The 23,156-nt window shown below is 71.9% G+C and carries 23 protein-coding genes; 3 read left to right on the forward strand and 20 right to left on the reverse strand.

All coding sequences use genetic code 11. The annotated features are described in order from the left end of the window. Nucleotides 1–106: 106 nt before the first annotated feature. The 7 genes from GQQ92_RS12705 to GQQ92_RS12735 form a co-directional block, all read right to left on the reverse strand. Nucleotides 107–1,561 carry an NCS2 family permease gene (locus tag GQQ92_RS12705; RefSeq protein ID WP_156999668.1) on the reverse strand — a complete coding sequence of 485 codons (1,455 nt, stop codon included), beginning with the start codon at nucleotides 1,559–1,561 and terminating at the stop codon, nucleotides 107–109. Between the two features lie 54 nt (nucleotides 1,562–1,615). Next, nucleotides 1,616–1,960, reverse strand: coding sequence for a peptidase (locus tag GQQ92_RS12710; protein WP_156999669.1), 345 nt, complete (start codon nucleotides 1,958–1,960; stop codon nucleotides 1,616–1,618). Continuing rightward, nucleotides 1,957–3,153 carry an inorganic phosphate transporter gene (locus GQQ92_RS12715; RefSeq protein ID WP_156999670.1) on the reverse strand — a complete coding sequence of 399 codons (1,197 nt, stop codon included), beginning with the start codon at nucleotides 3,151–3,153 and terminating at the stop codon, nucleotides 1,957–1,959. Before GQQ92_RS12715 ends, GQQ92_RS12710 begins: the two co-directional genes overlap by 4 nt. A gap of 97 nt (nucleotides 3,154–3,250) precedes the next feature. Further along, on the reverse strand, nucleotides 3,251–3,730 hold the full coding sequence (locus GQQ92_RS12720) for an 8-oxo-dGTP diphosphatase (protein ID WP_197738247.1): 480 nt from the start codon (nucleotides 3,728–3,730) through the stop codon (nucleotides 3,251–3,253). A gap of 2 nt (nucleotides 3,731–3,732) precedes the next feature. Continuing rightward, nucleotides 3,733–4,764 (reverse strand): 6-phosphofructokinase, encoded by a 1,032-nt coding sequence (locus GQQ92_RS12725; RefSeq protein ID WP_156999672.1) that lies wholly within the window; start codon nucleotides 4,762–4,764, stop codon nucleotides 3,733–3,735. A gap of 165 nt (nucleotides 4,765–4,929) precedes the next feature. Then, nucleotides 4,930–7,053 (reverse strand): DEAD/DEAH box helicase, encoded by a 2,124-nt coding sequence (locus GQQ92_RS12730; protein WP_156999673.1) that lies wholly within the window; start codon nucleotides 7,051–7,053, stop codon nucleotides 4,930–4,932. 298 nt (nucleotides 7,054–7,351) lie between these two features. Beyond that, nucleotides 7,352–8,083, reverse strand: a complete 732-nt coding sequence (locus GQQ92_RS12735) for a ZIP family metal transporter (RefSeq protein WP_156999674.1) — start codon at nucleotides 8,081–8,083, stop codon at nucleotides 7,352–7,354. Nucleotides 8,084–8,193: 110 nt separating this feature from the next. Between GQQ92_RS12735 and GQQ92_RS12740 the strand changes: the two genes are divergently transcribed. Continuing rightward, on the forward strand, nucleotides 8,194–8,439 hold the full coding sequence (locus GQQ92_RS12740; protein ID WP_156999675.1) for a hypothetical protein: 246 nt from the start codon (nucleotides 8,194–8,196) through the stop codon (nucleotides 8,437–8,439). On the opposite strand, the gene GQQ92_RS12745 is transcribed toward GQQ92_RS12740, so the two are convergent. Then, nucleotides 8,395–10,302: a DUF2207 family protein gene (locus GQQ92_RS12745; RefSeq protein ID WP_156999676.1), complete on the reverse strand. Its 1,908-nt coding sequence runs from the start codon at nucleotides 10,300–10,302 to the stop codon at nucleotides 8,395–8,397. The two genes, GQQ92_RS12740 and GQQ92_RS12745, sit on opposite strands and share 45 nt — an antisense overlap. 78 nt (nucleotides 10,303–10,380) lie before the next feature. Here GQQ92_RS12745 and GQQ92_RS12750 point away from each other — a divergent pair, with 78 nt between their 5' ends. Further along, the gene (locus tag GQQ92_RS12750) at nucleotides 10,381–10,659 is read left to right on the forward strand and encodes a metal-sensitive transcriptional regulator (RefSeq protein ID WP_156999677.1); all 279 of its coding nucleotides are present in this window, start codon (nucleotides 10,381–10,383) and stop codon (nucleotides 10,657–10,659) included. Nucleotides 10,660–10,674: 15 nt separating this feature from the next. Here GQQ92_RS12750 and GQQ92_RS12755 read toward each other — a convergent pair whose 3' ends face one another. From GQQ92_RS12755 to truB, 12 genes are all read right to left on the reverse strand, one after another. Then, the gene (locus GQQ92_RS12755) at nucleotides 10,675–11,637 is read right to left on the reverse strand and encodes a glycerophosphodiester phosphodiesterase (protein WP_156999678.1); all 963 of its coding nucleotides are present in this window, start codon (nucleotides 11,635–11,637) and stop codon (nucleotides 10,675–10,677) included. Between the two features lie 66 nt (nucleotides 11,638–11,703). Beyond that, a complete protein-coding gene (locus tag GQQ92_RS12760) occupies nucleotides 11,704–13,203 on the reverse strand; it encodes an SDR family oxidoreductase (protein ID WP_156999679.1) in 1,500 nt (499 codons plus the stop codon). Between the two features lie 30 nt (nucleotides 13,204–13,233). Beyond that, on the reverse strand, nucleotides 13,234–13,473 hold the full coding sequence (locus GQQ92_RS12765) for a hypothetical protein (RefSeq protein ID WP_232057677.1): 240 nt from the start codon (nucleotides 13,471–13,473) through the stop codon (nucleotides 13,234–13,236). A 6-nt stretch (nucleotides 13,474–13,479) separates the two neighbouring features. Continuing rightward, nucleotides 13,480–14,340: an aldehyde dehydrogenase family protein gene (locus GQQ92_RS12770; protein ID WP_156999680.1), complete on the reverse strand. Its 861-nt coding sequence runs from the start codon at nucleotides 14,338–14,340 to the stop codon at nucleotides 13,480–13,482. Beyond that, the gene (locus tag GQQ92_RS12775) at nucleotides 14,337–15,839 is read right to left on the reverse strand and encodes an aldehyde dehydrogenase family protein (protein WP_156999681.1); all 1,503 of its coding nucleotides are present in this window, start codon (nucleotides 15,837–15,839) and stop codon (nucleotides 14,337–14,339) included. Before GQQ92_RS12775 ends, GQQ92_RS12770 begins: the two co-directional genes overlap by 4 nt. A gap of 16 nt (nucleotides 15,840–15,855) precedes the next feature. After that, on the reverse strand, nucleotides 15,856–16,863 hold the full coding sequence (deoC, locus tag GQQ92_RS12780) for a deoxyribose-phosphate aldolase (RefSeq protein WP_156999682.1): 1,008 nt from the start codon (nucleotides 16,861–16,863) through the stop codon (nucleotides 15,856–15,858). A gap of 41 nt (nucleotides 16,864–16,904) precedes the next feature. Next, nucleotides 16,905–17,849: a sugar-binding transcriptional regulator gene (locus GQQ92_RS12785; protein ID WP_156999683.1), complete on the reverse strand. Its 945-nt coding sequence runs from the start codon at nucleotides 17,847–17,849 to the stop codon at nucleotides 16,905–16,907. Nucleotides 17,850–18,031: 182 nt separating this feature from the next. Then, nucleotides 18,032–19,279, reverse strand: a complete 1,248-nt coding sequence (locus tag GQQ92_RS12790) for an MFS transporter (RefSeq protein ID WP_232057678.1) — start codon at nucleotides 19,277–19,279, stop codon at nucleotides 18,032–18,034. Continuing rightward, complete coding sequence (locus GQQ92_RS12795; protein ID WP_156999684.1) at nucleotides 19,276–20,205, reverse strand: bifunctional riboflavin kinase/FAD synthetase; 930 nt, start codon at nucleotides 20,203–20,205, stop codon at nucleotides 19,276–19,278. Before GQQ92_RS12795 ends, GQQ92_RS12790 begins: the two co-directional genes overlap by 4 nt. Further along, nucleotides 20,202–20,615, reverse strand: coding sequence for a hypothetical protein (locus GQQ92_RS12800; protein WP_156999704.1), 414 nt, complete (start codon nucleotides 20,613–20,615; stop codon nucleotides 20,202–20,204). Before GQQ92_RS12800 ends, GQQ92_RS12795 begins: the two co-directional genes overlap by 4 nt. 124 nt (nucleotides 20,616–20,739) lie before the next feature. Beyond that, nucleotides 20,740–21,108: a hypothetical protein gene (locus GQQ92_RS12805; RefSeq protein ID WP_156999685.1), complete on the reverse strand. Its 369-nt coding sequence runs from the start codon at nucleotides 21,106–21,108 to the stop codon at nucleotides 20,740–20,742. Continuing rightward, nucleotides 21,105–22,046: a tRNA pseudouridine(55) synthase TruB gene (gene truB / locus GQQ92_RS12810; RefSeq protein ID WP_156999705.1), complete on the reverse strand. Its 942-nt coding sequence runs from the start codon at nucleotides 22,044–22,046 to the stop codon at nucleotides 21,105–21,107. The genes GQQ92_RS12805 and truB overlap by 4 nt, the downstream gene beginning before the upstream one ends. 51 nt (nucleotides 22,047–22,097) lie before the next feature. Between truB and GQQ92_RS12815 the strand changes: the two genes are divergently transcribed. Further along, nucleotides 22,098–23,087 carry a ketopantoate reductase family protein gene (locus GQQ92_RS12815; RefSeq protein WP_156999686.1) on the forward strand — a complete coding sequence of 330 codons (990 nt, stop codon included), beginning with the start codon at nucleotides 22,098–22,100 and terminating at the stop codon, nucleotides 23,085–23,087. Nucleotides 23,088–23,156 lie beyond the last annotated feature (69 nt).

Consider the following 23,156-nt stretch of genomic DNA (forward strand, 5'->3'; position numbering starts at 1 on the left):
GGCACCGGCTGAGGCCTGTGGGCCTGCACGACGCGAACGGCGGATGCCTCGGGGCCGGCCCCGGGGCATCCGCCGTTCTCGTCCGTGAACGACCGGAGCGGTTCGCTCAGCCGGCGAACAGGCTCTCGATCGGGCCGCGCGCGAAGTACAGCACGAAGCCGGCGGCCACGATCCAGAGCAGGGGGCTGATCTCGCGCGCCTTGCCCGAGAGGGAGCGGAGCACGACCCAGGTGATGAAGCCCGCCCCGATGCCGTTCGCGATCGAGTAGGTGAACGGCATGACCGTGATGGTCACGAACACGGGCAGCATGACCGAGAACGCATCGAGTTCGATGTTGCGGATCTGCGACATCATCATCGCGCCGACGATGACCAGGGCCGCGGACGCGACCTCGGAGGGCACGATCGAGGTCAACGGCGTGATGAACATCGCGAGCAGGAACAGCGCGCCGGTCACGAGGTTCGCGAGCCCGGTGCGGGCGCCCTCGCCGATGCCGGAGCCCGACTCGATGAACACGGTGTTCGACGAGCTCGAGGTGAAGCCGCCGGCGACCGCGCCGACGCCCTCGACGATGAGCGCCGAGCGCAGGCGCGGGAAGTCGCCCTTCGCGTCGGCGAGGCCCGCCTCCTTCGAGAGGCCGGTCATGGTGCCCATGGCGTCGAAGAAGTTGGTGAAGACGAGCGTGAAGATCAACCCGAGGGCGGCGAGGGCGCCGATGCGCTCGAAGCTGCCGAAGCTCACCTGGCCCACGAGCGAGAGGTCGGGCAGGCTGACCCACTGCGCGGGCAGGGTCGGCACGCCGAGGCTCCAGCCGCCCGGGTTCTCGGCCCCCGACCCGAGGTGCCAGATCGCCTCGACGATCACGGCGACGACGGTGCCGGTGAGGAGCCCGATGAGGATGCCGCCGCGCACCTTGCGGGCCACGAGCACGCCGGTGAGGAGCAGGGTCAGCACGAAGATGAGCGTCGGGATCGTGGCGATCGACCCCGCGGCGCCGAGCTGCACCGGCGGGGAGTTGAAGCCGGTGCCGGTGACGAAGCCCGCGTCGACGAACCCGATGAAGGCGATGAACAGGCCGATGCCGACCGTGATCGCGAGCTTGAGCTGCAAGGGCACGGCGTTGAAGATCAGGCGGCGCAGGCCGGTCGCCGCGAGCAGCACGATGATGAGCCCGTTGATGAGCACGAGGCCCATGGCCTCGGGCCAGGTGACCTCGCCGACCACCGCGACCGCGAGGTAGGAGTTGATGCCGAGTCCGGCCGCGAAGGCGAACGGCAGACGGGCGACGACGCCGAAGAGGATCGTCATGACGCCCGCGGTGAGCCCCGTGACCGCCGCGACCTGCTGGAACGCGAGCACGTCGCCCGCGACATCCGGCGCACCCGACAGGATGATCGGGTTCAGGATCACGATGTACGCCATCGTCACGAACGTGACGAGGCCGCCGCGCACCTCGGCGCCGACGGACGACCCGCGCTTGGTGATCTCGAAGAAGCGGTCGATGAACGAGGTCGGCGCCTGCTGCTCGGGCGGAGCCTCGGAGGTGGGGGTATCAGTCATGCGATGAGAGTAGCGGCGCGCGGGTGCCCGGCGCACCTCGTTCGCGAAGGAGCCCTACGAGAAGATCTTGAACAGGTGCTCGCCGATGATGAGGTAGACGCCCACGAGCACCGCGAGCGCGCTCACCGCGAAGCACGCCCACGCGCCGACGAGGGCGGCGCGCTTCTGCCCTTCGCTCAGCGGGCTCTTGCGAGCGGCCTTCGCGGCGCGCTTCTCGGCCTGGCGGATCTCGGCCGGGGAGACGATGGTGATCGCGTCGGTGAACTCGGCAGGGGTGACGATGGGCGTGCGGCCCGAGACGGTGAGCAGGCGGATGCCGAGCGCGTAGGCCGAGACGACGACGCAGGCGCTCACGAGGGCCGCGACCAGCACGAGCAGGAACGAGAGCCAGTCGATCACTTGGACACCTTGCCCTTCTTCGGCTTCGGGTTGCGCTTGATCTTGACCGCCCGACCCGAGTCGGCGACCTCGCTGACGACGTTCGAGGCCGACACCTCGTTGCGCTGCGACAGCAGGAAGATCGTGATGATGACGCCCGCGCCGAGGATCGCGTCGATGATGACGCCGATCGGGCCGAGCCCCGCGATGAGCGCGGCGAGCGCCCCCACGGCGCCCGCGGCCGGCAGGGTGAGCAGCCAGCCCACGCCGATGCGCCCGGCGGTGCGCCAGCGCACCTTCGACCCGCGGCGACCCAGCCCGGAGCCGATGACCGATCCGGAGGCGACCTGCGTGGTCGACAGGGCGAAGCCGACGTGGCTCGAGGCGAGGATGGTCGCGGCCGTCGCCGTCTCGGCGGCGAAGCCCTGCGCGGGCTTGACGTCGGTGAGGCCGGTGCCGAGCGTGCGGATGATGCGCCATCCGCCCATGTACGTGCCGAGCGCGATCGCGACGGCGCAGGTGACGATGACCCACCACTGCACGTCGCTGCTCGAGGACTGGAGCCCGGCGGCGACGAGCGTGAGCGTGATGACGCCCATCGTCTTCTGCGCGTCGTTCGTGCCGTGGGCGAGGGCCACGAGGGAGGAGGAGAAGATCTGGGCGTGCCGGAACCCGTCGCGCCCGTCGGGCTTGCCGTCGTAGCGACGGGTGATCGCGTAGGCGAGCTTGGTCGCGAGGTACGCCACGAGGCCCGCGGTGAGCGGGGCGAGGATGGCCGGCAGCACGACCTTCGAGACGACGACGGCGAAGTCGACGGGGTTCTCGCCCGCCCCCGACAGCAGGGCGCCCATGAGCGCCGCGCCGATGAGCCCGCCGAAGAGCGCGTGGCTCGACGAGGAGGGCAGGCCGAGCAGCCAGGTGACCATGTTCCACACGATCGCGCCGATCAGGCCGGCGAAGATGAGCTCGGGCGTGATCAGGACGCCGCCGTCGCCCTCTTTGATGATGCCGCCCGAGATGGTCTTGGCCACCTCGGTCGACAGGAACGCGCCGACGAGGTTGAGCACCGCCGCGAGGGCGACCGCCACCTTGGGCCGGAGGGCGCCGGTCGCGATGGGCGTGGCCATCGCGTTCGCGGTGTCGTGGAACCCGTTGGTGAAGTCGAAGAAGAGCGCCAGTGCGATGACCAGCACGACGATGAGGGTGAGATCCACCGGCGTCTTTCTTGGTTCGGTCTGGAACGGTGCGGAAACTCACCGGATGAACTGGCATCGAAGGCCGCGTGGACCGGAGACGAACGCCGCGTAAATCCTACGCGACGCTTCCGCGCTCATCCACCACCGTGGCGAGGTCGGCCCCGAAGCTGAACGTGCGGCGCACGGAGCCGCCCGCGAGCACCTGCGGCAACCAGAATCGGGCGTCGTCCCACATGCGCCCGTAGGGCACCTCGTCGACCGCGAACCACTCGGGATCCAGCTCGTCGGATGCCTCGGGCTCGCCGCTCCACGAGCGGCACACGAACACGCTCGACTCCTGGCTCCACGCCTCGCGGTGCGGGAACAGGTAGGTCAGCAGCCCCCTCGGCTCGAGGTCGGCGGCCCGCACGCGCAGGCCCGTCTCCTCGAGCACCTCGCGCACCGCGGCATCCGTCGCCGACTCCCCCGACTCGAGCTTGCCGCCCGGGCCGACGAGGTTTCCCGCGCCGAGCCCGTGCTTCTTGCGCCCGAGGAGCACCTCGGTGCGCCCGCCCCGCTCGCGCAGGAGGTAGCACACGCAGACCTGGGGCAGCACGATCAGCCGAAGAGGATGCGGGCCTCGTCGTAGCGGTCCTGGGGAACGCGGTTCAGGGTGCCCACCGCATCGGCGATGGAGACGGTGTCGATGCCGGTGCCCTGCAGGGTGACCATCGAACCCCATGCGCCGTCGTACACGGCGTCGACCGCGGACATGCCCAGCCGGGTCGCGAGCACGCGGTCGAACGCGGTCGGCTCGCCGCCGCGCTGGATGTGGCCGAGCACGGTCGCGCGCGACTCGATGCCCGTGCGCTCCTCGATCATGGGGGCGATGAGCTCGGCGATGCCGCCGAGGCGCGGGCGGTTGAACGCGTCGAGGCCCTTGTGCGAGTGCGCCTCGCTCATGCCCTCGAACTTGAAGCCCTCGGCGACCACGACGAGCGGTGCGCGGCCGCGATCGCGGACCGACTCGACCCACTCGGTGATCTGCTCGATGGTCTGCGGCTGCTCGGGGATGAGGATCGCGTGCGCGCCGCCGGCCATGCCCGAGTGCAGGGCGATCCAGCCGACGTGGCGGCCCATGACCTCGAGCACCATGCAGCGGCCGTGCGAGTCGGCCGTCGTGCGCAGGCGGTCGATGGCCTCGGTCGCGATCTGCACCGCGGTGTCGAAGCCGAACGAGTAGTCGGTGGCGGCGAGGTCGTTGTCGATGGTCTTCGGCACGCCGATGACCTTGATGCCGCCCTCGTCGTAGAGGCGACGGGCCGCGGTGAGCGTGCCCTCGCCGCCGATCGCGACGATCGCGTCGATGCCGTTGCGGTCGAGCATCGCCTGGATCTTCTCGGGGCCGCCGCCCTCGCCCTCGAACGGGTTCGTCCGGCTCGATCCGAGGATCGTGCCGCCCGTCTTCGCGAGCCCGCGCACGTCGTGGCGGGTGATCGGCATGATGTCTTCCTCGACGACGCCGCGCCAGCCGTTGCGGAAGCCGACGAACTCGGTGTCGTACGAGATGACGCCCTTCAGGACGGAACCGCGGATGACCGCGTTGAGTCCGGGGCAGTCGCCGCCGCTCGTGAGAATGCCGATCTTCATGGTGTGGACGACTCCAGGGTGCTCGTCTGAACAGTTGATGTGCCGGATGCCACAACGGCGGGGCTGCGCGACTGCGGCAGTCTATAGCCTTCCGTCAAACGCAGCCGTGTCGGGGCCCGTCACCGCGACCGTCCGGGCGTGGCGCCCCGACGGTCGCGGTGCGCCTCAGAGCGTGCCGTCGAGCGCCGAGCGCAGCAGGTGCTGGAGCGCGTCGAGCTGCACCGAATCGGCCGAGCCGGGCTCGACGTCCTGGCCGTCGAGGGCGCGCGCCGCGAGGCCCTGCTTGGAGTCGATGAGCTCGGCGATGCGCGCGTCGATCGTGTGCGCGGCGATGATGCGCCACGCGGTGACGGGCTCGTCCTGGCCGATGCGGTGCACCCGGTCGATCGCCTGCGTCTGCTCGGCGGCCGTCCAGCTGAGTTCGGCGAGCACGACGTTCGACGCGGCCTGCAGGTTGACCCCGACGCCCGCGGCCGTGAGCGAGCAGACCGCGACCGCGACCTCGGGATCGTTGTTGAACGCGTCGATGGCGGCCTGCCGCTGCAGGGCGGTCTGGTCGCCGCGGAGCGACACGGTGCGCAGGTCGCGTGCGGCGAGCGCCGCCTCGGCCTGGTCCATGACGTCGATGTGCTTGGCGAAGAAGACGACCTTGCCGACCGAGCGCGCGAGCTGGGCGGCGTAGTCGGCGGCGAGACCCGCCTTGGCCTGGCCGATGCGGCGCACCATGGTGAAGACGTTCTCGCCGGTCTTGGCCGACTTCGACTCCTCGAGCTCGGCGCTCGCGACCGCGCGGATGAACTGGTCGCGCTGGTCGTCGTCGAGATCGCCGATGCGCAGGTGGCGTGCCTCGACGAGCGCGCGGAAGCGGCCGAGGAGGCGGTTGCCGAGCTCGCGCTCGGCGGCGCGCACCGAGCGCCCGAGTTCGTCGTCGAGCTCGACCGGGAGGTCGGCGATGCGCTTGGCCGGCAGGTCGGCCGCGACGTCGACCTTGCGACGTCGCACGATGCCGAGGTCGATGACGGTGCGGCGCGCCGAGGCGTAGAAGCCGGGCTCGGCGGGCGTGAGCCCGTTCTCCTCGAGGAGGCCGAGCAGACGCGGCGACGGCTTGTCGCCTTCGATCCAGCCGAGGAACTGCCAGATCGCGCGGAAGTCGTCGACGTCGTTGATGAGCGGGGTGCCCGTCAGGGCGAGCAGCAGCGGGTCGTTGCCCGGCGCCGCGCGGCGGATGCGGTCGGCGAGCGCGAGCACGTTCTTCGAACGCTGCGACTGCAGGTTCTTGATGAAGTGCGCCTCGTCGACGACCATGCCCTTGAACCCGAGCGTCGAGAGCCACGCCATGTGCCGGTCGAGCACGTCGTAGTTGACGACGACCACGTCGGCGAAGGCGTCGAGGGTGTCGCCGTCGCCGTGGATCACGGTGGCGCGGCGATGCGGGGTCCAGCGCTCGACCTCGCGCGCCCAGTTCATCTTCACGACGTTCGGCACGACCGCGAGCAGCGGGTACGCGTCGGCGACGGATGCCGCAAGCACCGACTGCGCCGTCTTGCCGAGGCCAGGCTCGTCGGCGAGCAGGAACGTGCGGTGCCCGTCGCGGGCCGCCTCGATGAAGCGGGCCTGGTGCATCATCAGCTCGAGCCCGCGGGGCGCGAGCCGGTCGATCTTGGGCGCCTCGGGCAGCTCCATCGAGGCGGCCTGCCCCCCGGAACCCTGCTCGAACGCCTTGAACAGCGGGCCGAGCAGCTCCCAGTTCGCAAGCCGTCGCACCGGCACCGGCGGCGCGGTCGGCTTCGAGAAGTCGGGGGCGAGGAACGGGTTCGCGAGCTGGCGCGACTTCACCGAGGCCGGGATCACCTGGTTCTCGGCGAGCACCGGCTTGGCCTCGGCCTCGCGCGTGATGATGAGCTCGTCGGGGCTGAGTTCGGCGCCCGACTCGAGCAGCCAGTCACGGCGGAACCGCTGCGCGACCGTCGAGATCGAGGCATCCGGTTCGAGCAGCGCGATGAGGCTCGTGTCGCGCGCGGCCGTCTTCGCGAGGATTTGCGCGATGCCGTCGAGTCGCTTGAGCAGCTCGGGCCGCGAGCTGTCGGGAACCTCGGCGTCGGACTTGACCCTGGCGCGCTCCTCGCGCATGAGCAGCGCGATGACCTGGAACTTGGTGCGGTTCGTCGGACCGAGCTTGCCCTTCTGCGCCTTCTGCTCGACCTCGCGCACCTTGCGCGCGAGGATCGGGATGATGGGTGCGTCGTCGTCGCGCGAACGCGTTCGCTGACGCTGCCTCGTCTGGGCCATGATCCTCCGGGGTATCGGGGCTCTTCTCCTGGGCGCCTGCCCGTCACCGATCGCGATGGCCGGGACCGCGCGCCGCACCGGATGCGAGCGGGAGCGGTTCGGGCGAGTCCATGTTCGAGGAGGAACACTGAACCGAGCAGCATGCGGGCGGAGCTCGCATGGTCGGACGAAGAACGGATTCGCCTGGGCGCAGCTCCCAGTCTAGCCGTAGGCGGGCCGCGCCGCGAGATGGCACGTCATCGGCGCGCGTCGGCGGCGGTCTGCTGCGGTCTGCTGCGGGCCGCGGATGCCTCGGGGCTCAGCCCGCGGAGTGCACCGCGTAGCTCAGCAGGAACCCCGACGTCACGAGCAGGCCCGTCAGCGCATGAGCCGTGCGGAACGCCTCGGGGATCATCGTGTCGCAGATCATCGCGAGGATCGCCCCGGCCGCGAGGGCCGTGATGAAGGCCGTCGTGGCCCCGCTCGCGCCGTCGAGCAGCACGAAGCCGAGGAGCGCCGCGATCGCGCTCGCGAGGGCGATGCCGATCCACAGGACGAAGACGTAGCGCGCCGAACGGCCCTCCTGCTTCAGCGACGCCGTGCTCGAGAGCCCCTCCGGCACGTTGGAGATGACGATCGCGAGCAGCACCGGCACGCTCACGCCCGTGCCGCCCACCATGCTGAGGCCGAGCACGGCCGACTCGGGGATGCCGTCGAGCAGCGCGCCGAGCGCGATGCCGATGCCGGTGCCGGCGGACTCCCCCTTGCCGCGGGGGTTGCGCTGGTCGAGGCGGTCGAGCAGGTTGTTGGCCGCGACGTAGACGACCGCGCCCACCGCGAAGCCGCCGACCGTCGGCCAGAAGCCGCCCTCCTCCTGCGCCTCGAGCACGAGGTCGTAGGCGAGCGCCGAGATGAGCACGCCCGCGCCGAACGCCATGACCGAGGCGACGACCTTCGTCGGCACCTCGACTGCCCACGCGATCGCGGCCCCCACCACGAGCGCGCCGCCGGCGACGAGGCCCGCGATCGCCGCCCAGATCCAGTCCGCCATGGTCGGAGCCTAGGCCCCCGGGAACCGCGCGCGCGGTCGGCTCGCGGATGCCGCGCGCACGGCGTCCGCGATCCGGTGCGGCGGCGCCGGAGCAGGCCTACACTGCTGCCATGGACGAGCTGGCGGGGGCGGCCGCGGAGCCCCGAGACGACGAGTTCACCGTGGCGCAGGACACCGAGTTCGACGAGGTCGAACACGCGATCGACGACGAGCATCGCGCGCTCGACGACGACCTCGACGAGGAGATCGTGGGCATCGACGCCGAGCGCAGGGTCGACGTCGGCGACGTCGGCGAGCGGGATCCGGGCGGGTCAGACCCCGCCGCCCCCGCCGCCCCCTCCGCCCCCGCCGGATGACCCGCCGCCGCCGGAGCCCGACGAGGACGAGCTCGACGAGGAGCCCGACCAGGACGTGCTCGAGGCGCTCGTGAACGAGGACACCGCGACCGAGAACCTGGCCGCGTCGAACGCGGCCGAGCCGGCGTACCACCCCGGCTCGCGGCCCGAGTCCGCGTAGAGGTTCGCGAGTTCGTCGAGCCACTCGCGTTCGAGGCCGAAGAGCACCGCGTAGGGCAGCAGCCGCTCGGTGAGCCGCAGCACCTCGGCGGGGTCGGGCCCCGTCTCGGGGGCGACCCGGTCGCGGAGCGCGCCCTCGGGGCTCTGGAGCATGCGGATGCGGTCGGCCTCGGCGAGGCGGATGAAGAGGCGGAGGCCCTCGAGGTGGTCGCGGATGAGACGCCCGTCGGCGGTGAGCGGCCGCACGCCGAGGACGGCGATGCCGGCGCCGACCGCGAAGACCGGCCCGGCGAACATCGGCAGCAGGGGCCAGAGTCCGCCCATCGCGGCGTCGAGCGCGAAGACGGCGGCGATGAACGCGAGCAGGGCGGCCGCGAACGCGACCACCGCGATCAGGATGCGCCCACCGAGCGCAGGGCTGCGCCGGAGGCCCGTCTCCACCGCGCGCCGCGCGACGGCGCTGCGGATCGCGAGCAGCCGCTTGCCGAGGCTCGGGGAACTGCTGGTGAGCGCGCGCTCCTGCCCGACCGCGGGGTGGTCGCCGAAGAGCGCCCGCACGACCGATTGGGCGTCGAGGTCGCCGAGGGGGCCGCCCGTGAACTGCACCGAGTACGCCTTGCGCCCGCGGTCGAGGATGCGCACCTCGCCGGCCACGGCGCGCTCGAGGATCGTGGCGGTGACGCCCCGCGACGGCTGGCCGACGAGGTCGGCCGCCAGGAGCGCGCTCACCCCCTCTGGCGGTTCGTACTGGGCGATGATCGTGCCCCGCTTCGCCGGCCGCCACCTCGTGACCCGCAGGGTGAGCGCGAGCACGGCCATCGCGAGGGCCACGAGGGCGGCGACCGCCGACGCGACGGCGGCCGGCGAGGACCAGAACGCCTCGTCGCGCGGCTCGAAGGTGCCCGCCTCGAAGCCGACGGCGATCGTCAGGTTCTCGTACGGACCGATGCCGACGGCCTCGGCCACGAGCAGCGATTCGCCGCCGGACACCAACGACTCGCACGGCGTGCCCGAACCCGCCGCACCGCGATAGCACGCCGCGTCGTCCGTGAAGGCGACCGCGAGGGCGTCGTCGACGTGCAGCTCGGCCCGCACCCGTGCGAACGGCTGCGCCCATCCGGTTCCGTTGACGTCCCAGTAGAACTCGTCGATCGGGGCGTCGTCGGGCTGCAGCGTCACGTTGTGCTGGCGGTAGCGGATGACGTACGTCTGCTCACCGTGCACGTAGTCGGAGCCCGCGATCGTCACGAGCAGGAACTCGTCGTCCTCGTCGGTCTCGGTCTCGAACGGGCGCGGCTGCCCCGCGGCATCCGTCACCGACTGCACCTGGAGGTCGACCGGGTGGCCGTCGTAGTCGAGCGGGATCGCCCGGCGGATGCCGCGGTTCTGGTCGTACTCGGGGAACACCGCGACGAGGGTCTCGGTCGTGTCGAGCACCGATCGGCCGTCGGCGTCGCGACCGAGTTCGTACACGGCGTCGAACGAGGCGAACGAGAAGTCGTCGACGCCGGCCGGCACGGCGGCGACGGCCGGCGTGCCGGCCGCCGACGTGCCGAATGCGGTGGCGCCGGTCACGGAGGTGCCGGATGCCGCGGATACCGGTGCCGCCGATGCCGGTGCCGCCGCCGAGAGCCCGAACAGGAGCGCCGCGGCGACGACGGCGACGCGGACGGCGGACGTTCTCGGGACGAGGGGCGCGCTCACCGGTTCAGGCTACCGGTCGGAGCCGGCCCCGCAGAGTACCCCTCGGGGGTAAAGCCTCACCGGGCGTAGGATGGGGTGGTGATCGACGACATCAAGAAGCGCGCCCTGCACCGCACCAAGATCATCGAGGGCCAGCTGCGCGGCATCGAGAAGATGATCGAGAACGAGGACTACTGCGTCGACATCATCACGCTGTCGCTCGCCGTGCAGAAGTCGCTCGCGTCGCTCAACAAGCTCCTCGTCGAGAACCACCTGCGCACGCATGTGAGCGAGATGTACGAGGCCGGCGGCGAGCAGCGAGACGCGGCGGTCGCAGAACTGGTGCGCATCTTCGAACTCTCGAACAACCGGGGCTGACCCGCCCCGGCCCGCTCAGGTGCCCGGCGCGGTCACCGCGAGCCACTCGTCGAGCTCGCTCGGCTCGTCGGTGATGATGCCGTCGACGCCGAGCGCCCCGACCTCCTCCCACCGGTCCTCGGTGTTCAGCGTGTAGCACAGCACCGCGACGCCCGCCTCGTGGAGCGCCTCGAGCGCCTGCGGCTGCGCGGTCACCGATTTCGCCGTCGTGCCGAATCCGACGAGCCCGAGCCGTTCGGCCAGCGGCACCGGGTCGGCCGGGAGCTCGCGGATGAGCATGATGCGCGGGGTCGTCGGCGAGACGCGCTGCACCGCGAAGAGCGTCTCGAGGCTGAAGCTCTCGAGCACGACCCTCCCGCGCAGGCCGAAGCGCTCGATGAGCCCCACGACCGTGAGCACCTCGTCGTTCGTCCAGTCGGCCTTGAGCTCGACGAGCGCTCGGGCGTCGGGACGCTCGGCGAGTGCCTCGAGGAAGCGTTCGAGCGTCGGCATCCGCTCGCCCTCGAAGTCGGGCCCGTACCAGGCGCCGACGTCGAGTCGGTCGAGCTGCTCGGCGTCAAGGTCGCCGACCGAGCGCGGATCGCCGGTGATGCGCTCGAGATCGGTGTCGTGGAAGAGCATCGGCACGCCGTCGCGGCTGAGTTGCACGTCGGTCTCGACGTAGGCCAGCCGATCCATCGCGAGCTCGAGCGAGGGCATCGTGTTCTCGGGCGCCTCGGCGCGGTCGCCGCGGTGGCCGATGATGAGCGCGGGTTCGCCGGGCCCGCGCAGAGCGCCGAACACGTCGATCGCCGTGGCGCTCGTCGGGGTTCCGAGGACGAAGATGAGGGTCGAGACCGCGGCGACGCCCACCGCCCCGGCCAGCACGCGCACGATGCGTCGCGGCGGATCGAAGGCGACGCGGCGTCTCGGGCGGGCATCGCGATGAACGTCGGGTGGTGCGATCGTCGGGCCGATCGCGCCGAAAGCGCGGGTCACGGGTTCGGGCCTTTCCACCGTTCGCGCCGCCTTGCGCGAGGGTTCCCGTCACTCTAGCAAAGAGCGTTACCGTTTCGTTATCTCTTTTCGCGGCGCTTTCCCGGCCTCGGCCTCGGCCGTGATCCGGTTCGCCATGCCCGAGAAGATGACCCCGTGGAACGGCAGGATGCCGAACCAGTAGAGCCGTCCGGCCAGTCCCTTCGGGAAGAACACCGCACGCTGCCGGTACTCGGACCGTGCCCCATGCGAGCGCGCCTCGGGTTCGGCCACCGCGAGCTCGAGCCAGGCCCGCCCCGGCACCCGCATCTCGGCGCGCAACCGCAGGAACGAACCGCGATCGATCGCCTCGACGCGCCAGAAGTCCACGGCGTCGCCGACGCGCAGCCGCTCGGGATCGAGCCGCCCGCGACGCAGGCCGACCCCGCCCGTGAGCTTGTCGAGCCACCCCCGCAGCGCCCAGGCCAACGGGAAGGAGTACCAGCCGTTCTCGCCGCCGACGCCCTCCACCACGCGCCAGAGCGCCGCACGATCGGCCGACGAGGTGCGTCGCCGCTCGTCGACGTAGACCGTGTGCCCCGCCCAGTCGGGATCGCTCGGCAGCGGATCGCTCGGCGCTCCGGCGACCTCGGCGTTGCGCCAGCTCGTCTCGACCTCGCCCGCCCGCTCGCGCTCGAGCGCCAACCGCACGGCCGTGCGATACGGGAGCAGCCCTTCGGCCGGCGGCGGGATCACGTCGTCGACGTCGTGGTCGTGCACGACGCAGTCGAACTGGAGGGACTCGATGATCGGCACCGCCAGGCGCCGCGGGATCGGCGTCACGAGGTTCACCCACTGCCCCGCGAGCCACGGCGTGAGCACCGGGAGCGCCGCGATCGGGCGCTGCGGCAGGCCCGCCTCGACCGCGTAGCCGTTCATGAGCTGCCCGTAGCGGTACACGTCGGGCCCGCCGATGTCGAAGGCGCGGTTCACGTTCGACGGCACCTCGAGGGCGCCGATCAGGTAGTGCAGCACATCGCGCACGGCGATCGGCTGGATGAAGCTGCGCACCCAGCGCGGCGCCGGCATGTACGGGAGGACCTCGGTCAGGTGCCGGATCATCTCGAACGAGGTCGACCCCGACCCGATCACGACCCCGGCCTGCAGCACGACCGTCGGCACGCCGGAGGCCAGGAGCACCTCGCCGACCTCGGCCCTCGAGCGGAGGTGGCGCGAGAGACGACCGCGTTCGGGATGCAGCCCGCCCAGGTAGACGATGCGACCCACGCCCTGCGCGGCCGCCGCCTTCGCCACGTTGGCCGCGATCGCGCGCTCGGTCGAGGCGAAGTCGCCCCGGCCGCCCATGGAGTGCACGAGGTAGTACACGGCGTCCACGCCGGCCGTCGCCGCCTCGACCGATGCCGCGTCGCCGAGGTCGCCCTCGACGACGTCGACCTCGGACGCCCACGGCACGTCGCGCAACCGGTCGGGTCGGCGCACGACGACGCGCACCTCGTGGCCCGCCGTGAGCAGCCGCGGCACGAGCCTGCCGCCGATGTAGCCGGTCGCACCGGTCACGAGTACGCGCACGAATCCCCCGTCCAGGGTCGACCCGTCGGGTCAGACCCGTTCGTTGCCTCGACGATAGTTGCCGCTCGCCCTCGCCAGCAGGTGCTGCGCCTGTGAATCGTCGGCACGTTGCAGCGCATCGAGGAGACGTGCCGCGTCACGGCCGCCGACCGTCATCACCGGCCGGCCGCCGCGGAACACGACGACCCCGCCGCGACCGGTCAGCCGGTAGTCGAACGGGTCGGACTCCAGCCGGCCCCGCTCGTCGGAAGCGCCATCGCCGCCCGACACCGTCGTCTACTTCATGCTCTTCGTGTGCCAGACGGTCTTCGTCTCGGTGAACGCGGAGATGCGGCCGAGCGCCGGCGCCGCGGCATCCGGCCCCTGCTCGGGTCGCAGGACCCGCTTCAGCGTGTCGGCGGCGGCGATCTCGAGGTCGATCCAGTCGAGGTCGCCGGCGCCGACGAGGTCGAGCGCGTTCACGTCGGCGTGGCTCGCGAGCCAGGGCGCGATCTCGGCGGGCGACCCGGTGAGCACGTTGACGACGCCCTTCGGCACGTCGCTCGTGGCGAGCACCTCCGAGAGGCTGATCGCCGAGAGCGGGAACCGCTCGCTCGCGACCACGACGACCGCGTTGCCCGCCACGAGCGCGGGCGCGACGACCGAGACGAAGCCGAGGAGCGAAGACTGCTGCGGTGCGACGATCGCGACGACGCCCGTGGGCTCCGGCACCGAGATGTTGAAGTACGGGCCCGCCACCGGGTTCGCGTTTCCGGCGACCTGGGCGAACTTGTCGGCCCAGCCCGCGTACCAGACCCAGCGGTCGATGGCCTCGTCGACCTGGGCGGATGCCGCGGCGCGGGTCGCGCCCTCGGCCTCCTCGATCTCGGCGACGAACTGCGCGCGACGGCCCTCGAGCAGTTCGGCGATGCGGTACAGCACCTGTCCGCGGTTGTAGGCCGTGGCGCCGGCCCATCCGCCGACGGCCGCGCGCGCGGCGACCACGGCGTCACGGGCGTCCTTTCGGGAGGCCTTCGCGGCGTTCGCGAGGAACGCGCCGTCGGCCGAGAGCACCTCGTAGGTGCGCCCGGACTCGCTGCGCGGGAACGCGCCGCCGATGTAGAGCTTGTACGTCTTCGGCACGGCGAGGCGGCTCATCGCTTCGATCCCTTCGTCGCGGACTTGGCTTTCGGGGCGGCCGCCGCCGCACGATCGACGCCGGTCGCGGGCGCGAGATACGCGGCGAGCCCGTGGCGCCCGCCCTCGCGACCGTAGCCCGACTCCTTGTAGCCGCCGAACGGCGAGGCCGGGTCGAAGCGGTTGAAGGTGTTCGCCCAGATGACGCCCGCGCGCAGCTGGTCGGCGACCGCGAGGATGCGGCTGCCCTTGTCGGTCCAGATGCCGGCCGAGAGCCCGTAGGGCGTGTTGTTCGCCTTCGCGACGGCCTCGGCGGGCGTGCGGAACGTGAGCACCGAGAGCACCGGCCCGAAGATCTCGTCGCGCGCGATGCGGCTCGAGGTCTGCACGCCGGTGAAGATCGTCGGCGCGTACCAGAACCCGTTCTCGGGGATCTCGCACGGCGCGCTCCAGCGCTCGGCGCCCTCGGCGACGCCGATGTCGGAGAGCTCGCGGATGCGGTCGAGCTGCTCGCGCGAGTTGATCGCCCCGATGTCGGTGTTCTTGTCGAGCGGGTCGCCGAGCCGAAGCGTCGACAGACGCGCCTTCAGGCGGTCGACGACCTCGTCGTGGATGCTCTCCTGCACGAGCAGGCGCGAGCCCGCGCAGCACACGTGGCCCTGGTTGAAGAAGATGCCGTTGACGATGCCCTCGATCGCCTGGTCGATGGGCGCGTCGTCGAAGACGATGTTCGCGGCCTTGCCGCCGAGCTCGAGCGTGACCTTCTTCTCGGTGCCCGCGATCTGCTTCGCGATGGCACGGCCCACGGCGGTCGAGCCCGTGAAGGCGACCTTGTCGACGCCCTCATGCGCGACGAGCGCGGCGCCCGTGTCGCCCGCGCCGGTGACGATGTTCACGACGCCGGGCGGGAGATCGGCCTGCTGCAGGATATCGGCGAAGATGAGCGCCGTGAGGGGCGTGGTCTCGGCCGGCTTCAGCACGACGGTGTTGCCCGCCGCGAGCGCGGGCGCGATCTTCCACGCGAGCATGAGCAGCGGGAAGTTCCACGGGATGACCTGCGCGGCCACGCCGAGGGCGCGGGGGTTCGCGCCGAGCCCGGCATGGTCGAGCTTGTCGGCCCAGCCCGCGTAGTAGAAGAACCAGGCGGCCACGAGGGGCACGTCGACGTCGCGCGACTCCTTGATGGGCTTGCCGTTGTCGAGCGACTCCGCGACGGCGAGCTCGCGGGCGCGCTCCTGCACGAGCCGCGCGATGCGGAACAGGTACTTGCCGCGGTCGCGCCCGCTCATGCGCGACCAGGTGCGGTCGTAGGCGCGACGGGCGGCCGCGACCGCGTCGGAGACATCCGCCCCGTTCGCGTTCGAGATGCTCGCGATGCGGGCCTCGGTCGCGGGCGAGATCGTCTGGAACGGTTCGCCGCGGCCGTCGACGAACTCGCCGTCGATGAAGAGGCCGTACTGCTCGCGCAGGTTCAGGATCGCCGTCGACTCGGGCGCGGGGGCGTATTCGAGGAAGTTCATATGTCGTGCTCTCGTCTCAGTCGATCGTGACGTAGTCGGGGCCGGAGTAGTGCGAGGTCGCGAGCTTCTGGCGCTGGAGCAGCACGTCGTTCAGCAGGCTCGAGGCGCCGAAGCGGAACAGGTGCGGCACGAGCCACTCCTCGCCGACCGTCTCGGCGACGGTCACGAGGTACTTGATCGCGTCCTTCGAGGTGCGGATGCCGCCCGCGGGCTTGACCCCGATGCGCTGGCCGGTGGCCAGGTGCCAGTCGCGCACGACCTCGAGCATGAGGAGCGTGACGGGCAGCGTCGCGGCCGACGGGACCTTGCCCGTCGAGGTCTTGATGAAGTCGCCGCCCGCGAGGATCGAGAGCCAGGACGCGCGGCGCACGTTGTCGTAGGTCACGAGCTCACCGGTCTCGAGGATCACCTTGAGGCTCGCGCTCGTGCCGTCGGCGCGGCGGCACGCCTCTTTCACGGCCGCGATCTGGTCGAAGACGAGCCCGTACCGGCCGGCCAGGAACGCGCCGCGGTCGATGACCATGTCGATCTCGTCGGCGCCGGCCGCGACCGCCTCGGCGGTGTCGGCGAGCTTGATCTCGAGCGAGGCGCGCCCGCTCGGGAACGCCGTGGCCACCGCCGCGACCGAGATGAGACCGTCGTCGGGGTCGCCGTGGGCGGCGCCGAGCGCGTCGACCGCGGAGGGCACCATGTCGCCGTACACGCACACGGCGGCGACGCGCGGGGTCGTGGCATCCGCCGGGTCGGGGTTCAGCGCCTTCGCCGCGAGCGAGCGGACCTTGCCGGGCGTATCGGCGCCCTCGAGCGTGGTGAGGTCGATGAGCGAGATGATGCGGTCGAGCGCCCACGCCTTCGAGGCGGTCTTGATGCTGCGGGTGCCGAGGCCGGCCGCGCGCTGCTCGAGTCCGACGGCGTCGACGCCCGGGATGCCGTGCAGGTACCTGCGCAGCGTCGCGTCGTCGGGCTCGCCGCCGAGCACCGCGAGCGCGCGCTCCCTGGCGGTGATGAGAGAGGTTCCTGTCATGGGATCGACCTGGCTTTCGAGTCGGTTGGCGACGACGGGCGTCAGCCGTCGAGAAGGTGGAGGGCGGTCGCCTCGTCGGTGACGAGCACCGAGCAGAGTCCGCTGCGCACGACCGCGTCGGCGACCGCGTGCTTGGCGCGACCGGCGATCACGGCGACGCCGAGGGACGCCGCGCGCAGTTCGTCGAGGGTCAGCCCGACGGTGCGCGCGTCGAGCGCCGGGTCGACGATGTTGCCGTCGGAGTCGATGTACCGGCCGACGACGTCGCCGACGGCGCCCTTCGCGACGAGCAGGTCGACGTCGGACTCCGAGAGGTAGCCGCTCTCGACGTGCACGGAGGTGTGGTCGGCGGCGCCGGCGCTGAAGAGGTAGGCGTCGGCCGAGCGCGCGAGGTCGATGACGCCCGCGACGACCCGGTCGGCCTCGATGGCGTGCTTCGTCTCGAGCCGCTCGAGGATGGCGGGGCTCGGCAGGAGCGTGGCGCTGCCGCCGGCCTTCTGCGCGATGCCGACCGCCGTGGCCGCGGCCGTGCCCGGTCGGCGGTTCAGGCTCACGCCGCCGTTGATCTGCACGACGTTGACGCCCGAGGCCCAGCCGTTGCGCAGGTGCTGCGAGATCTCGAAGAGGGTTCGGCCCCAGCTGACGCCGAGGGTGCGCGGCACCGGGCGGAGGGAGGTGAGGTAGTCGGCCGCCGCCTGGGCGGTGCGCGCCTGGAGCTCTTCGGCCGACGTCACGCCGGCGGAGGAGACGACCACGGCGTCGGCGAGGCCGCGCTCGTCGCGGAGGCGACGCTCGATCGGCAGGCGCCTGGCACGCGGATGCAGGATCTCGATGCGGATGAACCCCTGCTGCTTCGCCTGCGCGAGGAGCCGGCCGACCTTCCATCGGGTGAGGCGGAGCGCCTGCCCGATCTCGTCCTGCGTCTTGTTCTCCTCGTAGTAGAGCTCGGCCGCTCGGATCGAGAGGAGTTCGTCGATCTCGTCCACACGTTTCCTTCCGCCGTTCCCAGCGTAGGCACGTGCTCGCGCATCGGCAACACTCGCGGCGGATCGTGCTCATATGAGCAGCATCGGGCGTTGGATGCGCACCCGGTGCTGGCGGCCCGCTGATCGGCGCCGCCGCCCTCGTGCACCGACGGGCCCTCGCCGGCTGAGCGCGAGCCGGCCGCCTACGCCCCTCGTGAGCGGCGGTCGTCTTCGAGGTAGCCGGGCCGTGCGGCGAGGAACCCGGCGATCGCCGCGGGCACGGCGGTCGCCCCGAGGATCACGAGCGGCACCGTCCACCCGCCGGTGGCCTCGTGCACGAGCCCGATGCCGATCGGGGCCACGGCGGCGATCAGGTACCCGACCGACTGCACGACGCCGCTCAACGCGATCGATCCCTCATGGGTGCGCGTGCGCAGGTTGATGAGCACGAGCGCGAGCGGGAACAGCAACGGGCCCGTGCCGATGAGGGCGACCCACAGCCAGATCGCGGCGTCGGGCGCGAGCAGGAGCCCGCCGTAGCCGAGCAGGAACGCGACCACCGACACCGAGACGAGCGTGCGCACCCGGTCGTAGCGCGCCGCGACGATCGGCACGAGCAGGGCCGCGGGCAGTCCCATCGCGGCGAAGAGCGAGAGCAGGGCGCCGGCCTGGGCGCTCGTGACCCCCGCGACGTCGGTGACGATGCTCGCCAGCCACGCGAACATGACGTACGCGTTCACCGAGGACACCGCGAAGATGGTCGCGAGCGCCCACGCGATCGGGGAACCCAGCGCCCGCCGGACCTGCCCGCCGCCCACCTCCTCGGGCAACGCCTCCGCGCCGATCGCACGCGGGCGGATGAGCAGGGCCGCCCACGGCACGAGCGCGACGAGCGCGACGAGCGCCCACTCCCCGAGCGAGACGCGCCACCCCGCGGCATCCGCCACCGGCACCGCGACCAGCGGGGGCACGAACGTGCTCACCGAGATGATCGACACGTACAGCGTGGTCACGAGACCGACCCGATCGGCGAAGTAGCGCTTCACGAGCGGCGGCAGCAGCACGTTGCCGACGCCGACCGCCGCGAACACGAGCACGCTCGCGACGATCAGCGACACCGCCTCGGGAGCGAGCCCCCGCCCGGCCAATCCGATCGCGAGCACGCCGAGCGCGACCACGACCGTGCGCTCCAACCCCAGGCGCTTCGCGATGGCCGGGGTCAGGAAGGCGAACACCGCGAAGCACAACGGCGGGAGCATGCCGAGCAGGCCGACCAGCGCCGGCGGCAACGGGATGTCGGCGTCGATGCGGGAGATGATCGGCGACAGCGACGCGACGCCCGTGCGCAGGCTCGACGCCACGAGCAGGATGCCGACGAGCGCCAACGCGCGCCCGGACCAGAGCGGGCGCGCGGGTTCATCCGACGGGATCGCCGGGATGGCGCCCGTCACGCGAGGATCTGCTTCACGCGGTCGACGTCGCCGCGCATCGTCTGGATGAGGTCGGGAATGCTCGTGAACGCCACCATGCCCCGGATGCGCTCGACGAACTCGACGTCGACCACGTGGTCGTAGAGGTCGAGGTCGCGATCGAGCACGTACGCCTCGACCTGCTTCGCCGCGACCCCCTCGAACGTCGGGTTGTCGCCGACCGAGATCGCCGCCGGATACCGGGTGCCGGCGTCGGTCAGCCAGCCCGCGTAGACGCCGTCGGCCGGGATGAGCCCCTCGGACTCGGGCGTGAGGTTCGCCGTCGGGAACCCGAGCTCCCGACCGCGCTTCGCACCGTGCACGACGATGCCCGAGACCGTGGGCGCGTGGCCGAGCAGCTTCGTGGCGTGACGCACGTCGCCCTCGGCGAGGATCTCGCGGATCCACGTGGACGAGACCCGGCGCTCGTTCTCGGGGCGCACGTCGTCGACGACCTCGACCGCGAAGCCGAACCCGGCGCCCAGCTCGATGAGCAGGTCGACGTCGCCCGCTCCCCTGGCGCCGTAGCGGAAGTCGCGGCCCACGAGCACGACGCGCGCGTCGAGCGCCTCGACGAGCACGCGCTCGACGAACTCGGCCGCGGGCACCGAGGCGAGCGCCCGGTCGAACGGCAGCATCAGGGTCGCGTCGACCCCGGTCGTGGCGAGCAGCTCGAGCTTCTGCCGCACGCTCACGAGCGGCTCGGGGCACTTGTCGGGCGCGAGCAGCGCGAGCGGGTTGCGGTCGAACGTCACGACGGCGGTCGCCAGCGCGTCGGCGGCGCCGATCGCCCGGATGCGCTCGATGAGCGCTCGGTGGCCCATGTGCACGCCGTCGAACTTGCCGATCGTGACCGCGCTCGGCCCGAAGCCGGCCGGAACGCCGTCGATGCCCTTGAACGTCTTCACGCGGCATCCGCCCCGTCGGCGGCCTCGTCGTCGCGACCGGGCCGGTGGCGCGCGAGCCACCACATGCCGAGCGCCGGCAGCACCAGCGGGATGAACACGTAGCCGCGGCCGAAGTAGGACCACACCGTGTCGTGCGGGAACAGCTCGGGGTCGAGCACGCTGAGCACGCCGACCACGACGACGCCCGTGAACTCGAAGACCAGCGTCGCCCACGCGATGCGATACCAGACCCGACCACGACGCACGAGGGCGATCGTCGCCACGACGTAGACGACCGCCGCGAGCGCCGACAGCGAGTACGCCACCGGCGCCTCGTCGAACTTCGTCGCGATCTGGTAGAACGAGCGCCCGGTCGCGGCGACCGCGAGCACGGCGTAGACCGCGACGAGCACCCGCCCGACCCCGCTCATGCGCGAGCGACCGGCCGAACCGCCGGCCGGGGTCGCCGCGGATTCGGCGACGCCGCCGGCGTTCGCGGTGTTCACGGGGGGCGCGGGCGATTCAGACATGTCGTTCGATTCTCTCAGACCGCGCTCAACCGACCTGCACGGTCCAGATCTGGAACATGCGGTACAGCATGACGGCGACGGACAGCGCCCCGACGCCGAGCACGACCGTGCTCCACCTGCTGCGCTCGAGCAGGGCCCAGAAGATCGCCGCCGGCGGGATGAGCAGCGCGGCGAAGAGGTAGATGCCGAACTCGAGCGGGTTGCCGGTCGGGGTGTTGCCGAAGGCCGGCGCGAGAACGGCGACGACGACCTGCACCACGAGCAGCAGCTCGACGAGCGCGAGCGCCCCGTTCGACAGGTCGCTCGGCACGCGGCCCGCGAACCCGAGGCCGAGGCACAGGAGCCCGGCCGCGACCGCGACCCCGAGCTGCACCCACATGAACCACTCGATCACGATGCGGCCTCGTCGGCCGGGAACCCGACGACCACCTTCAGGGCCTCGCCGCGACGCTCGACGATCGCGACGAGACGACGGACCCCGCCGTTCTCGACGACCGCCGCGATGGGCTCGCCCTTCGACGTCGCGGGAGCTCCGGTCGCGTCGATGCGCTTGCCGTGGCCGAGGTCGACGGCCTGCTGCTCGCTCAGCCGCACGACCGGCAACGCCAGCTCCGCGGCATCCGCGGCACCGATGAGCGCCGACGCGACGTCGAGGTCTTCGAGCGCGGATGCCTCGGCCACCGGGAACCGTCCGATGCGCGTGCGGCGCAGCGCCGTGAGGTGCCCGCCGACGCCGAGATCGGAGCCGAGATCGCGGGCGAGCGCCCGGATGTAGGTGCCCGAGGAGCACTCGACCCGGACGTCCAGGTCGACGAACGCGGGATCGTCGCCGGATGCGGCGACGTGCCGCATCGCGAGCACCTCGAACGCCGAGATCGTAACCGTTCGGGCCTTCAACTCGACCTGCTCGCCGTCGCGCACGCGCTGATAGGCCCGCTTGCCGTCGACCTTGATCGCGCTGACCGCGCTCGGGACCTGGTCGATCTCGCCCGTGAGCTTCGCGATGCCGGCCGTGATGCGCGGCTCGTCGACCGCGCCGACGAGCGCGGCGGATGCCGCATCGAGGCGTTCGCCCTCGGCATCGTCGGTCGTCGTGGTCGCGCCGAGGCGGATCGTCGCGACGTACTCCTTGTCGAGCCCCACCAGGTAGGTGAGGAGTCGGGTCGCGGAGTTCACGCCGAGCACGAGCAGCCCGGTGGCCATCGGATCGAGCGTGCCCGCGTGGCCGATCTTGCGCGTGCCGGCGAGGCGCCGCGTTCGAGCGACCACGTCGTGGCTGGTGATCCCCTGCGGCTTGTCGACGAGGAGGATGCCGCTGTTCACGCGGTACAGGCTAACAGCCGCGTGCGACCGGGCCCGCCGCGGCCGCCCTACGCTGGAGTCGTGGAGATCGGCATCATCGGCGCAGGCGCGCTCGGCGGCACGTTCGCGGCCCTGCTCGACCGGGTCGGGCACCGGGTCGAGGTCACCGCGCGCGGCGACGGGCTGGCCGCGATCCGATCGGCCGGCATCCGCCTGACCGGCGCCTACGGCGACGTGACCGCCCGGGTCACCGCGAACGAGCGGCTGACGCGACGACCCGAGCTCGTGCTCGTGTGCACCAAGGCGCAGGACGCCGAGGCCGCCGTCGCCGCGAACCGGGCACTCGTCGACGGCGCGACCGTGGTGGTCGTCCAGAACGGGCTCGAAGGCGTCGACACCGCCGAGCGTCTCCTGCCGTCCTCGACCTGCCTCGGCCTGCTCTCGCTCATCGCCGCCGACCACTCCGGCCCAGGGCTCGTGCACGTGACGGCCGCCGCGGAGAGCGGGCTCGGCCGCGGCGACGGGCCGGCCGGGCAGACCGCCGTGCGCATCGCCGAGGTGCTCTCCGAGGCGGTGCCGGTGCGCGCGATCGACGATTTCCGCGGCGCGCAGTGGACCAAGCTCGTCGTCAACATGGTCAACGCCGTGCCCGCGATCGTCGGCGTCACGCTCGGCGAGGTCGTCGCGCATCCCGGCCTCCTCCGGACCCTGACCGCGTCGATGCACGAATGCGTGCGCGTCGGCATCGCTCGCGGGGTGCGCTTCGGCAGTCTGAACGGCCTCGACGACACCGGCCTGCGGGCCTTCGCGTCGTCGTCGCTCGAGGACGCGACCTCGGTTCCGTCGGACCTCGTGGCGCGCATGGGCTGGGAGACGAACCGGGGCTCCACCCAGCAGAGCCTCCGCCGCGGGCAGCCGACCGAGATCGACTTCCTGAACGGCGCGGTGGTCCGCGAGGCGACCGCCGCCGGGCTCGCCGCCCCCGTGAACGCGGCGCTCGTCGGCCTCGTGCACGAGGTCGAGTCGCTCGGGCATCCGTTGCCGGCCGACCGGGTGATCGACCTGCGCTGACCGGCTCGCCGGCGGGTCGGGTCTCGGCGGGCCGGGTCTCGGCCGGCCCCCTCTTCGCAGCGCGGAAGA

It is taken from the genome of Agromyces terreus (genome assembly GCF_009749465.1).
Classification (GTDB): Bacteria; Actinomycetota; Actinomycetes; order Actinomycetales; family Microbacteriaceae; genus Agromyces; species Agromyces terreus.